11 protein-coding genes are annotated in these 12,998 nt (G+C 68.0%); 10 read left to right on the top strand and 1 reads right to left on the bottom strand.

Annotated features, from left to right (window positions below):
- Window positions 1-18: 18 nt before the first annotated feature.
- The 8 genes from CFB39_RS23450 to CFB39_RS23415 all read left to right on the top strand — a co-directional run bounded on the left by CFB39_RS23450 (window position 19) and on the right by CFB39_RS23415 (window position 11,201).
- Complete coding sequence (locus CFB39_RS23450; RefSeq protein ID WP_089474629.1) at window positions 19-462, top strand: hypothetical protein; 444 nt, start codon at window positions 19-21, stop codon at window positions 460-462.
- A gap of 62 nt (window positions 463-524) precedes the next feature.
- Window positions 525-1,328: a hypothetical protein gene (locus tag CFB39_RS23445; protein WP_089474628.1), complete on the top strand. Its 804-nt coding sequence runs from the start codon at window positions 525-527 to the stop codon at window positions 1,326-1,328.
- 105 nt (window positions 1,329-1,433) lie between these two features.
- Window positions 1,434-4,151, top strand: coding sequence for a poly-beta-1,6 N-acetyl-D-glucosamine export porin PgaA (gene pgaA / locus CFB39_RS23440; RefSeq protein WP_089474627.1), 2,718 nt, complete (start codon window positions 1,434-1,436; stop codon window positions 4,149-4,151).
- A gap of 18 nt (window positions 4,152-4,169) precedes the next feature.
- Window positions 4,170-6,260 carry a poly-beta-1,6-N-acetyl-D-glucosamine N-deacetylase PgaB gene (gene pgaB, locus CFB39_RS23435; RefSeq protein WP_089475640.1) on the top strand — a complete coding sequence of 697 codons (2,091 nt, stop codon included), beginning with the start codon at window positions 4,170-4,172 and terminating at the stop codon, window positions 6,258-6,260.
- On the top strand, window positions 6,257-7,528 hold the full coding sequence (gene pgaC / locus CFB39_RS23430) for a poly-beta-1,6-N-acetyl-D-glucosamine synthase (RefSeq protein ID WP_089427762.1): 1,272 nt from the start codon (window positions 6,257-6,259) through the stop codon (window positions 7,526-7,528). The genes pgaB and pgaC overlap by 4 nt, the downstream gene beginning before the upstream one ends.
- Window positions 7,506-7,994, top strand: a complete 489-nt coding sequence (locus tag CFB39_RS23425) for a Biofilm PGA synthesis auxiliary protein PgaD (protein WP_089474626.1) — start codon at window positions 7,506-7,508, stop codon at window positions 7,992-7,994. The genes pgaC and CFB39_RS23425 overlap by 23 nt, the downstream gene beginning before the upstream one ends.
- A gap of 118 nt (window positions 7,995-8,112) precedes the next feature.
- Entirely contained in the window at window positions 8,113-9,936 is a 1,824-nt protein-coding gene (gene glmS, locus CFB39_RS23420; RefSeq protein ID WP_089427764.1) for a glutamine--fructose-6-phosphate transaminase (isomerizing), read from the top strand.
- The gene (locus CFB39_RS23415; protein ID WP_089474625.1) at window positions 9,933-11,201 is read left to right on the top strand and encodes a hypothetical protein; all 1,269 of its coding nucleotides are present in this window, start codon (window positions 9,933-9,935) and stop codon (window positions 11,199-11,201) included. The genes glmS and CFB39_RS23415 overlap by 4 nt, the downstream gene beginning before the upstream one ends.
- Here the strand turns inward: CFB39_RS23415 and CFB39_RS39620 are convergent.
- A complete protein-coding gene (locus CFB39_RS39620; RefSeq protein WP_144030307.1) occupies window positions 11,195-11,446 on the bottom strand; it encodes a hypothetical protein in 252 nt (83 codons plus the stop codon). The genes CFB39_RS23415 and CFB39_RS39620 overlap by 7 nt on opposite strands.
- A gap of 185 nt (window positions 11,447-11,631) precedes the next feature.
- On the opposite strand from CFB39_RS39620, the gene CFB39_RS23405 reads away from it, so the two are divergent.
- Complete coding sequence (locus CFB39_RS23405; RefSeq protein WP_089474623.1) at window positions 11,632-12,465, top strand: cytochrome c; 834 nt, start codon at window positions 11,632-11,634, stop codon at window positions 12,463-12,465.
- Window positions 12,466-12,499: 34 nt separating this feature from the next.
- On the top strand, window positions 12,500-12,979 hold the full coding sequence (locus CFB39_RS23400) for a GNAT family N-acetyltransferase (RefSeq protein WP_089474622.1): 480 nt from the start codon (window positions 12,500-12,502) through the stop codon (window positions 12,977-12,979).
- The last annotated feature ends 19 nt before the right edge of the window (window positions 12,980-12,998 follow it).

The following is a 12,998-nucleotide window of genomic DNA, read 5'->3' as shown; positions in this document are numbered from 1 at the left end:
TCCGGACGGGAGGTTGCAATGTCTTCCTCGTTTCGACAGCATGCTCGCCCTTTCCTGAGCGTCTTCATCTGCGCGCTCAGCATGAATGCGATGGCCCAGACGCTCGCGTCCCAGCCGCCCGCGTCCGCGCCCGCCCCTGCATCCGGCCCGGGTGCGGATCGCTACGTCATTTCGTATATCTGCGGCGATGCGCGGATCGACGGTACGGCACCGCTGCCGCCCGACGGCCGGCCGTACAACCTGGGCGTGTCGTTTGCTTCGGCCAAGACGGGGCAGCCGCTCGCCAACGTCCAGGTGCGCCTGCGGCGACATGGCCGCGTGCTCGTCGAATTCAATGCATCGGGGTCGCGTTGCCTGTTCAGCGTGCCCGATGCGAGCTACCGGGTCGAAGGAACCTATCAGGGCGCGACCCAGTTTGCGATCGTCGAAACGGGTGCGCTGACCACGCAGTTGAAATGGTGAGCGCCGCCTGAGCGCACCGCATCACGTCTTACACCACAACGTATCGAATCGAGGAGACATGAATGACTCGTGCAGAACGACAGGACGGCTCGCCCGCCCACCAGCCGAAACCCTCCTGGGGTCCTGGAAAGAACGCGGCGCTCAGCTTCGCCGCATTCGCCGCGATCTTCGGCCTCTTCGCGTACGCCGAACGGGACACGACGGTCGGCCATGCGAGCGTGACGCACGACATCTCCGGCGCGATCGGAACCGCCGTCGGGAAAACCCGCAACGCGATCATGACCCTTGCCTCGCACGCACCCGCAACGGGTAAGGCCGGAACATCGGCCGAGCCCGGGCCGGCCCCGACACGCACGCCGGCCTCACCGCCCGTGCCGCCGCCGCAGGTCGCGTCGACGTCGGCCGCGCCCGAGGTATCCACGGTGCCGCCCGTCACGCTCGCGGTCGAACCGGACGCCGCGCCGCGGCCCGCTCCCCATGCCGTCGCGAAACAGCGGCAGTCGGCGCATGCGCCGCCCGTGACGCTCGCGGCCGGTACGCACGCGGCATCGGCCTACGGTCGCGCCGCCACGCGGCACGGCGCCGCGCACCGTGCGCAGCGTGCCGAAGCGCTGGCCGGCACGAGCAGGCGCATGGACTTCGCGCCCAAGCCCCGGCCGGATGGCAGCGACACCATGCGCATGCAGACGGCCAGCATCACGCACGCGGAGCTGGAAAGCGCGCGTGCGCTGGCGAAGGCGCGCTCGTGCGCGGTGATCGACGAATGGGACTGCGTGGAACAAAACGCGAGCCGGGCACTCGCGATCGACCCCAAGAACAGCGAATCGCGTGCATTGCTCGGTCAGGCGATCCGCAACCGGCTGTAAGTCGGGTCCGCATCGCCGGGCACTCGCGGCCCGGCCACGCGACGTGCGACGACGTGCGTCGTCACACGGACAACCGACGTGATCGTGTCAATAGGAGGACACCTCGTGGACAACAATCGGAAACAACAATGCACCACCGTCGCTCCGTCCAACCGACGGCTCCTCCTGCATGCGCCGCTGGTGTTGCTGCTCGTTGCGTCCGGCCCCTGCTTCTCCGCCGACGGCGATCCGGAAGCGGGCCGCGTCAACGAATTCGCCGGGACCCACGGCGCCCCGGATGCGGTGCCGCGCGGTGCGCAGCCGACGGTCGTGTCGATCCAGATTGCCCAGGCCGAGGTTCCGCCGCCCCCACATGCGCCGACGCCGATCGCGCAGGCTTCGGATGCGTCGATGCAGATCGCGCAGGCGTCGAACCCGCAGCCGCCGACCCTGCCGACCACGGTCGTAGTGGAACCGGAGGCGCCGCAATCGAGCGCCGCGGCACCGGATGCGCGATCGACGGAGTCGGCGCATGCGGCGAATACGGCGAATACACCGGCACCGGTCGCGCACACATCGACAGCGCCGATACTGCTTGCGCAGGCCGAGAACGCCCGCCCGCCCGAAGCGACGACGTCTGCCGCCTCGACGATGTCCGACACGTCCGCCTCCCCTTCGCCGGCGCCGCTCGCGCCGCCTTCGGCCACCCCGCCGAAGCTCGCACAAGCCGCACCCGCCACGCCGCCGCTCGCGCCGATGCAAACCGCGCAAGTATCCGGCACCCCGATGCCGAATTCGCCCGCGCCCGTTCCCCAGATGCCTGGCGCGCCGCCGCCGTCGTCCCCGGCGCCGAACGCGCAGACGCCCGGCGCCCAGCTGCCCGGCGAGCCGACCCAGCGATCGCAGGGGCCCGACGTCGAGACGCCGAATGCCCAGGCACCGAACCTGCGTACCGCCGACGTCGAGACCGTGCGCAACGACGTGTTCGGCCTCGCGGCGAGCGGCGGCGCGGTCAAGGCGCTCGATGAAGCGAAGGCCCGCCCCGATGCGTTCTCGGCCGTCGACATCGCGCAACTGGAAGAACTGTCGATTCGCCAGCAGGTGCGCGGCGGCCGCGACAAGTCGCGCTCGATGACGAGTGCCGACCGCTTCGACGGGATCGACAACGCACTGCGCGCGGCAGACGATCTCGACAAGCGGATGCCGGCCACGCCCGAGTACACGCCGGTCAGGACTGCGCTCGCGGGCGACCGGACGGTCGCCCTTGCGGCACGCGGCGACATGAAGCAGGCGGTCGCAACGTTCGAGACGATTCCGTCCAACGCGGAAATCTCGATCGACGCGCTGGCGGCCGTGGGCGACGCCTACCTGTACCTGAGCGAACCGGGCAAGGCCAATGCCGTGTACCAGCGCGCGCTGAAGCAGGCGACCGCGTCGCCGACGGATCGCGCGACCCGCGGCTTCCAGTACGGCGAGCGCACGCGTCCGATCGAACTGCGCGAAGGGCTGTTCTGGTCGTACGTCGACCAGGGACGCGCGGCGGACGCAAAGCAGGCGCTCGACGACATGGGCGCGTCGCTGCCGCCGGCCAAGCAGGTGACCAACGTCGGTCCGGGAGAAAGCGACTATCTGCGCTACTACCGGCTGCGTGCGCAATACCTGGTCTTCACGGGTCACCCCGATGAAGGGATCGCCGCACTCGAAGAACTCGAGAAGGAGGTGCCGTTCAACGCGGAGGTTCGCGCCGCGCACGCCGACGCGGTGTCGGGCCAGGCGCATCCGCGCCAGGCGATCGCGATGTATCGCGCGTCGCTGACCGACCACCCCGACAGCGTCGAGATGCTCGCGGGCCTCGGTCGCGCATCGCTCACGGCCGACGACTACGCGACCGCGAAGTACGTCGACCAGACGCTGGACAACACGTTCCCGGACAGCGGCGCCGTGCGGGGCTTCAAGCGCGACTACAAGGCGTACCGCAGCCCGGTTTTCACCACCGACCTGAGCTTCGAGCACGGCAACAGCGCACTGGCCGACAACAGTTTCACGTCGGACAGCTACCTCTATTCGCAACCGTTCGGCGACAACTGGCGGGTCTTCGCGCACACGTTCTACGGCCATGCGCAAACCGACAGCGGCAGCGTCAGCCGCACGCGCACGGGCATCGGCGGCGACTACCGGCACGGGCCGCTCACCGTGCTGGGCGAAGTCACGCGCTCGCTCGGCGGGGACGGACGCACGGGCGGCCGCGGATCGATCGCGTACGCGCTGAACGACTACTGGACCGTCAGCGGCGGACTCGATTCCAACGACAACTCGCTGCCGTGGAAGGCGTACGCCGCGCACATCTGGGGCCGCTCGGCGAACGTGTCGGTGGTGTATCGCCAGAACGACCGTCGCGAGGTCAAGCTGAGCTACGGCGTGAGCCGCTACAGCGATTCGAACTTCCACCAGGAGATCTCGGCGACCGCCACGCAGCGCGTGTACACGACCGCCACCCAGCAGGTCAACGTATCGCTGGATCTCGGCACCGACAGCAACACGCGCAAGGACGCGCCCTACTTCAGCCCGGGCCGCGACTACGCGGCCGCGGCGACCGTCATGCACCAGTTGACGCTGTGGAAGAAGGGCGACATGGGGCTGCAGCAGCGCGTCTCGGTGTCCGGCGGCATGTACAACGAGCGCGGCTTCGGCACCAGCGCCCTGTGGAGCGCGCGCCTCGAGCACGCGTGGACGTTCAAGCACGACATCACGCTGAGCTATGGCGTGGAGGTCAGCAGCCACGCGTACGACGGCCAGCGCGAACGCTCCGAAACCGGCTTCATGTCGGTCAACCTGCCGTTCTAGCAAGGAGATCGAGCAATGCTGCAATCCAGACGGACCTTCATGTGCGGATGCATGGGCGCATTTGCCGCCTGTTCGCTGTTTCCGGGCGTGACCAATGCCAGGATGATCGACCTGCTTCCGCCGTCCGATCCGGCCGACGGCAAGACGTTTCGCGTGATCTGCATGCATGACGTGCGCGACAACCTGATGGCGACGTTCAACTCCGGTACGGCGATGGTCGACGCGTTCGCGGTCGATACCGGCACGCTGACCGCCATCTTCTCGTGGCTGCAGACCAACAACTACCACACCATCACGGTCAAGCAGATCGAGGAGTCGCGGCACGGCGGCAAGCCGCTGCCGCCGCGCTCGGTGCTGCTCACGTTCGACGACGGCTTTCGCAGCCACTACACGAAAGTGCTGCCGCTGCTCGAGCGCTTCAAGTATCCGGCGGTGATGGGCCTCGTCACCGCGTGGATCGACACCCCGCCGGATACGCCGATCCGCATCAGCGACAAGGTTCAGGTGCCGCGCGACTATTTCCTGTCGTGGGACGAGGTGAAGAAGCTCGGCCAGTCGCCGTTCGTCGAGCTCGGTTGCCACACCCACAACCTCCATCACGGCGCGGTCGCGAATCCGCAGGGCAACGAATTGCCGGCGACCACGTCGCATCTCTACCTGCAAGACCAGAAACGCTATGAAACCGACGCCGAATTCCACGCACGCGTGCACGACGACCTGCAGACCTGCGTGCGGCAGATCCGCGAACGCACGGGCATCGTCGCACGGTCGATGGTGTGGCCATACGGCGCGGAAAACCAGCCGGTGCGCCAGATCTCGACGTCGCTCGGGATGGACATCCAGTTCAGTCTCGATGCCGGCCCGAATACGCCGGACGTGCCGCTGGACCGGCTGCGGCGGATCCTGATGATGTACGACGTCGACATCGGCGGGTTCGAGCGCTCGATGCGCGAGCCGGCGTCGAACCGCGGTGACGTCGACGTGCCCGAGCGCATCGTGCAGGTCGATCTCGACCAGGTCTACGATCCGGACCCCGCGCGGCAGGAAGCGAATCTCGGCAAGCTGATCGAACGCATCTACCGGATGCAGCCGAAATCGGTGTACCTGCAGGCATATGCGGACCCGAAAGGCACCGGCGTGGCCGAATCCGTGTATTTCCCGAACCGGCACCTGCCGATGCGCTCCGACCTGTTCTCGCGTGCCGCGTGGCAGCTCAACACGCGCGCCAACGTGCAGGTGTATGCATGGATGCCGGTGCTCGCGTTCCGGCCGCCGGCCGACAAGCTGCGCGGACTCGAGGCCGTGAGCGCCTACGGCGGCGCGCCGGCGCGCGAGAACGGCACGCGCACGTTCCGGCTGAGCCCGTTCGATCCGGACGCGCGGCTGATGATCCAGCAGGTCTACGAGGATCTCAGCAAGCACGCTTCGTTCAGCGGCATCCTGTTCAGCGACGACGCGGTGCTCGACGACTACGAGGATGCGGGCCGGCACGCGCTGCGCATCTATTCGCAGTGGGGGCTGCCGGCCGACGTCGGCAAGATCCGCGAGAACCCCGACCTGCTGAAGCGCTGGACGCGCCAGAAGTCGCGCTACCTGATCGACCTGACCAAGCAGCTGGAACAGATCGTGCTGGCCCACCAGAACGTGGGCGACGTGCTGACCGCGCGCAACATCTTCGCGATGCCGGTGCTCAAGCCCGAATCGGAAGCGTGGTACGCGCAGAACTACGACGATTTCCTCGCGACCTACGACTACGTCGCGCTGATGGCGATGCCGTACATGGAGCAGGCGAAGGATCCTCAAGGCTGGCTGGACCAGCTCGTGAAAGCCGTGCACGCGAAGCAGCGCGGGCTGCAGCGCACCGTGTTCGAACTGCAGTCGTACGACTGGCACGCACAGAAGCCGGTGCCGGCCAGCACGCTGCTCGCGCAGATGCGACGGCTGCGCAGCGAAGGCGCGGTGAATTTCGGCTACTACCCGGACAACTTCCTGAACGGGCAGCCGGAACTCGACGCGATGCGCGACGTGATGTCGCTGAAGTCCCGCCTCGACCCAACCTCGATCAACGCGCTGATGCAACAACATACGCAGGGGACGAAGACGCCATGACCACCCACAGCATCATCCAGCGCCTGCAGGATTTCGTCTTCTACTACCCGTTCTTCATGTCGTACCTGTGGATGATCGGCGGCGTCGTGCACTACTTCCTGCTCGAGGAAGGCCGCGAGCTGTCCACGCGAACGATCGCGTCGAGCGGCATTCCGAAGATCTCGATCGTCGTGCCCTGCTTCAACGAAGCCGCGAACGCGCGCAGCGTGATCAGCCACCTGGACCGGATGCAGTATCCGAACTACGACATCATCGCGGTCAACGACGGCAGCCAGGATCGCACCGGCGAGATCCTCAACGAGCTGGCCGTCGAGATCCCGCGGTTGCTCGTGATCCATCACGCGCGCAACGAAGGCAAGGCGGTCGGGCTCACGACCGCGGCGGCCGTGTCGAACGCGGAATACCTGCTCTGCATCGACGGCGATGCGCTGCTCGCGCATGACGCGATCGGCTGGATGCTCGAGCATTTCCTGACCGATCCGGGCGTCGGCGCCGTGACCGGCAACCCGCGCATCCGCACGCGCACGTCACTGCTCGGCCGCATGCAGGTCGGCGAATTCTCGTCGATCGTCGGGCTGATCAAGCGCACGCAGCAGGTGTACGGCCGCATCTTCACGGTATCCGGCGTGATCACGATGTTCCGCAAGACCGCGCTCGCCGACGTCGGCTACTGGAGCTCGGACATGCTGACCGAGGACATCGACATCAGCTGGAAGCTGCAGTGCCGCGACTGGCGCGTCGTGTACGAGCCGCACGCGCTGAGCTGGATCCTGATGCCCGAGACGGTGAAGGGCCTGTACCGGCAGCGGCTGCGCTGGTCGAAGGGCGGCATCCAGGTGCTGATGAAGTACGCGGGCACGCTCGCGCGGCCGACGCAGATGATGATGTGGCCGCTGTTCGCCGAGTACCTGATCGGCATCGCATGGGCGTACTCGATGACGTTCATCCTGCTGCTCGCGCTCATCAATGTCGTGTACCCGCTGCCGCAAGACTGGCACGTATCGGTCGTGCCGCACTGGCACGGCATGCTGCTGGTCGCCACCTGCATCCTGCAACTGATCATCGGCAGCATGATCGATCGTCGTTACGACGAAAAACTCCTGATGTATTTCCTGGACACCATCTGGTATCCCGTCGCCTTCTGGCTGATCAGCATGATCACCACCGTCGTCGCCCTGCCGGCCATCGTGCTGCGGGGCCGAGGCAAGCGGGCCGTATGGGTCAGCCCCGACCGAGGCATTCAACATGAAGAACGCGCCGATTATTGACCTTTCCCTGCGCGCACCGCGCGAACTGATCGCCGAGCGCGGTCGCATCATCGGGTCCGTGCTGACCATCTGGTTCCGGCTCTTGCGGCCGGCGCTGGTGGGGGCCGTGTGGGCATCGATCTGCATCTACACGTACCGCTACCTGCTGCCGTTCAATCCGGCCGAGATGCCGATCGAGCAGATGGTGTTCTACGCGACCAGCATCGCGCTCATCGCGGGCACCATCGTCATGTGGCTGATCGCCGGACGCGTCGTGCATCCGCTGGCCTACCGGCTGCGCGTGTCGAAGATACTGCGACGCTCGGCCAGCGCGAAGGTGCGCTCGGTGCCGCCGACCGTGCTGGCAAGCGCCCGCCGGCGCGGCGCGCGGCGCACGACGCGCATTCTCGTCGCGTCGCACGACGCGAACGGCTCGATTTCCGACATCGAATGGGTAGCCCACGCGGGGCCGCAGCCCCGCGAGTAGGTCAGCGGAGATGCGCCGCTGCGCACGGGGATGCCATTCGTGCGACGCGGCGCCACTCCAGATACCGCGCTGCCGCACTTTGCCGGCAGCCCGGCAACCTTTGTGGACGAGGTGAAACATGTGCGGAATCGTCGGAGCAAGCGGCCTGAACAATCAAGTGCCGCAACTGGTCAATGCGCTGAGCAGGCTCGAGTATCGCGGCTACGATTCGTGCGGCATCGCCGTACAGGATGAAGGCCGCCTGCGCAGCGAACGCACGTTGCGGCGCGTGACCGACCTGCAGGCCCGCGTGCTGACGCTGGGTCTCGAAGCGCAGACCTGCATCGCGCATACGCGCTGGGCAACCCACGGCGCACCATCCGAAATGAACGCGCATCCGATCATGTCGGGCGACACGATCGCGGTCGTGCACAACGGCATCATCGAGAACCACGACGCGCTGCGCGTGGAGCTGCGGGAGCGCGGCTACACGTTTCGCGGCCAGACCGACACCGAGGTGATCGCGCACCTGATCCACAGCCTCTATCGCGACGACCTGTTCGATGCGGTCGTGCGCGCCGTCAAGCGGCTGCACGGCGCGTACGCGATCGCGGTGCTGAGCGCGAAAGAGCCGCAGCGCCTCGTCGCCGCGCGCGCCGGCTCGCCGCTCGTGATCGGCATCGGCGCCGAGCAGAACTACCTCGCGTCGGACTGCGCGGCGCTCGGCGACCTGACCGACCGCTTCGTCTACCTGGAAGACGGCGACGTCGCGCTGATCACGCCGGACCGGATCGCCGTGGTCGACTCGGGCGGGCACGAGGCCCAGCGCCCGCTGTGCCATGTGAAGGCGCGCGAAGGCGACGCCGCGCTCGGCCCGTACCAGCATTTCATGCAGAAGGAGATCTTCGAGCAGCCGAAGGCGATCGCCAGCACGCTCGACGGCATCGACACGATTTCGCCGGCGTTGTTCGACGCGACCGACGGCACGCGCGCGCTGCTGTCGCGAGTGAGGAACGTGCTGCTGCTCGGCTGCGGCACCAGCTACTACGCGGGGCTGACCGCGAAGTACTGGCTGGAGGCCATCGCGGGCGTGCCCGCCCAGGTCGAGATCGCCAGCGAATTCCGCTACCGCGAGACGGTGGCCGATCCGCGCACGCTCGTCGTCGGCATTTCGCAATCGGGCGAGACGGCCGACACGATCGGCGCGATCGAGCAGGCGCGCGACATGGGCCAGGAACTGTCGATGGCGATCTGCAACGTGGCGACCAGCACGATCGCGCGCAACGCGCCGCTGCGGTTCCTGACGCGGGCCGGCATCGAGCTCGGCGTCGCGTCGACCAAGGCGTTCACGACGCAGCTCGTCGCGCTGTTCGTGCTGACGTTGACGCTCGCGCAGCTGCGCGGCCGGCTCGACGCGAAGCAGGTCGCGCTGCACCTGAAGCAGTTGCATGCGCTGCCCGAGCGCATCGGCCACGCCCTCGCGCTCGAAACGCAGATCATGGGCTGGGCCACGAAGTTCGCACGCACCGAGAACGCGCTGTTCCTCGGGCGCGGCATTCATTTCCCGATCGCGATGGAAGGGGCGCTGAAGCTCAAGGAGGTGTCGTACATCCACGCGGAAGGCTATGCGGCCGGCGAACTGAAGCACGGTCCGCTCGCGCTCGTCACGAGCGCGATGCCGGTCGTCACGATCGCGCCGGACGACCGCCTGTTCCAGAAGCTGAAATCCAACATGGCCGAGGTACGCGCGCGCGGCGGACGGCTCTACGTGCTGGCCGGCGACCAGCTCGGGATCGACGCCGACCGCGACACGCACCTGATCCGCGTGCGCGAATCGGGCGACGTGCTGTCGCCGATCGTCAACGTGATTCCGCTGCAACTGCTCGCCTATCACGTCGGCTGCGCGCGCGGCGCCGACGTCGACAAGCCGCGCAACCTCGCGAAATCGGTAACCGTCGAATGAAGGGTCGAACGCGCCCGGCACAGGCGGTCGCGCAGTGCGTCGCGGCCGCGCTGTGCGGCGCATGCGGCATCGTCACGGCGATGCCGCCCGCCTTCGCCGCCACGCCGGTCGTGCATACGGTCACCGTGCAGGGCGCCCCTTCATCTCGCCCGGCCGTCGATCCGCGCAGCTTCATGCACGGCATCGGCGTGGCCGACGCCGGCAACGGCAAGCGCTGGGTGTTCTTCAGCAGCTCAGGTGTCGTGCCGCGCGGCGCGATGCGCGGCGGCAGCTGGCCGCATGACGTGTACGTCGGCGAATGGTTGCCCGGCAAGCCGAACCTGCTGCACGTCCGCCCGTTCATCAGCCGCCCCGAGGCGCAGGAGCCCGTGTCGATCGCGCAGAACGCGCGCGGCGACATCTTCGTCACGTTCGAGGACGGCTGGAACGCGCCGCAGGAAGTCAGCCAGCGCTACGGCGTCTACCGCCGCGACCTGAAGCCGATCAAGCCCTATCCGAACGACGTCGAATCGGGCGGCCACTCGGGGCATGTCGCCACGGCGGCCGACCGCTTCGTCGTGTTCTATTCCGCCGACTGGATCGACGGCGGCGGCGTCGACAACCTCGGCACCGGCAACGGCGTGTACGTGAAAACCTACGACGCGGCCGGGCGCGTGCTGAACCATGTCGCGGTCGCGCCGCGCCGCCGCGAGTGGTGGCCCATCGTCGCGGGCTCGCCGCACACCGCGCTGCTCGTGTGGCAGAAATACATCGAGGGCAGCACGGACGCGACGCTCGAATACGCGATGTTCGACCCGGTCACGGCGAAGCTGGACAAGCTGGGGACGCTGAACGACGCGATCCAGTACTACGTGTATTCGTCGGCTTACGTGCCGGAGATCGACCGCTTCATCGTCGTCACGACGACGGCGGACGATCGCGGCGTCGCGATGCTGATCGCGCCGGACGGCCGCCGCACGGCGACGCTCGACTGCCTGCCGGCGTCGGTGCGCGAATCCGGCATCGGGGTGTCGGGCACGCATGCGTACGTACCGAGCCGCGACGGGCGGCTGCTGACGCTGGCGCTCGGGCCGGCGGACATTTCGGTGAGCGGCGCGCAGCGTTCGCCGATTCCGTGGGGTTTGACCGGTATCGCCGGCTTCCCGGGGAGCGGCACCGCGATGCATTTCGTGTCGCTGACGCCGTCGGGCACGCGCGAAGCCGATTTCGAACCGGCGCACGAAACGCCGTTGCCGAAGCGCGAAGTGCCTTGTTCGAGTCATTGACAGTGGCTCTGTAGCGCGATCGCCGTGGACGCGGCGGGCCGGCATGCTCTCACCCCGGGCCGGGCCTCTTCCGCCTCTTCCGCCTCTTCCGCCTCTTCCGCCTCTTCCGCCTCTTCCGCCTCTTCCGCCTCTTCCGCCTCTTCCGCCTCTTCCGCCTCTTCCGCCTCTTCCGCCTCTTCCGCCTCTTCCGCGTCTTCCGCTCCTTCCGCTCCTTCGGGCTCAATCCACGCCGCGTGATGCCGCATCCTTCCCTCTCACGACCCGACCGCCAGGCGCGCGGCCGCCAGCCTGTCCGATCATGACCGCCCGCCCCCTTCCCGCGCCGCAGTCGCCAGCGCCGCGCGTACCGGATAGACTGTCGCCCGATTCCTTCCATCGGCCGCGGCGTCCGCCTCCTGTCGCCGCCGGAACGCCCTTTCCCGGAGAACGAATGCTGAAGCGCCGGTGGTTTTCGCTTTTGCTGCTGACGGTTTGCCTGATCGGACAACGCGCGTCGGCCCAGTCCGCGCTCGAACTCGAGACCGACGGCACGGCCCGCGCCCTCACCCGGCAGACGCTGCTCGCGCGCCCCGATGCCGCCGACATCCACGTGCCGCGCGACATCGCGTACGGCCGGCCGATGACGTTCCGCGCGGTGCCGTTCGCCGCGCTGCTCGGCGACAAGCTGCCGGCCGACGGCGTGCTCGAAACCCGTGCCGCCGACGGCTTCGCCGCGCAACTGCCGCTGGATCTCGTGCGCCGCCGCACGCCGGCCGGCGCCGTTCCGTGGCTCGCGATCGAGGATCCGGCGCATCCGTGGCCGAAGCTGCCTGGCAAGCCGGTCAGCGCCGGGCCGTTCTACCTGGTCTGGCTCGGGCCGGACGCGTCGTCGGTGCGCGGCGAGCAGTGGCCGTACCAGATCGTGCGCGTCACGATCGAGTCGTCGCCGCTCGCGCGCTGGCCGTCGCTCGCCGTCGATGCCGCGCTGCCCGCGAACGATCCGGCTCGCGCGGGCCAGCACCTGTTCGTCACGCAATGCCTCGCGTGCCACCGCCTCGACGGCGCGGGCAGCAGCCATACCGGCCCCGACCTGAACACGCCGATGAACCCGGTCGACTACTTCCAGCCGGCCGCGCTGCGCCGCTATATCCGCAACCCGGCGTCGGTGCGCGACTGGCCGGGCCGCAGCATGCCCGCGTTTCCGCCCGACCAGCTGAGCGACCGCGAGCTCGACCAGATCGTCGCGTATCTCGCTTATATGGCGCGGCGCAAGGCCGCTCGGTAACGCGCGGCTGAATCGAATGACTCGAGGAACGTTGATGACGTCAGGCGATACGCTGTTCACCATCGCACCGATCGATGCCGCGCAGACGCACCCGCTGCGCGCGATGATCCTGCTGAATGGCGATCTGGATGCGAGCGCGCTGGCCGGCGACCTTGCGCCGACGACGCTGCACGTCGGCGTACGCGACGCGTCGGGCATCGTCGCCGTTGCGTCGCTCTGCGAGGAGGTGCGCGAAGACGATCCTGCGCGACCGGCATGGCGGCTGCGCGGGATGGCTGTCCACCCTGCCGTGCGCGGCTTGGGCTTCGGGCGCGTGCTGGTGCAGGTTTGCGTGCGGCACGCGCAAGCGCGTGGGGCCGCGCTCGTGTGGTGCACGGCACGCGAGACCGCGTACCGGTTCTATGAAAAGCTCGGGTTCACGGCCGATGACGCGACGATCACGATGCCGGGGCGCACCGATACGGCGTTCCATGTGATGCGGCGGTATATCGATCGGCAATCGACGGTGGGCTGACGCGAACCGCACGTCCGCG

Source organism: Burkholderia sp. AU6039 (assembly GCF_002223365.1).
Classification (GTDB): domain Bacteria; phylum Pseudomonadota; class Gammaproteobacteria; order Burkholderiales; family Burkholderiaceae; genus Burkholderia.
This window is presented reverse-complemented; position numbering and strand designations above follow the sequence as displayed.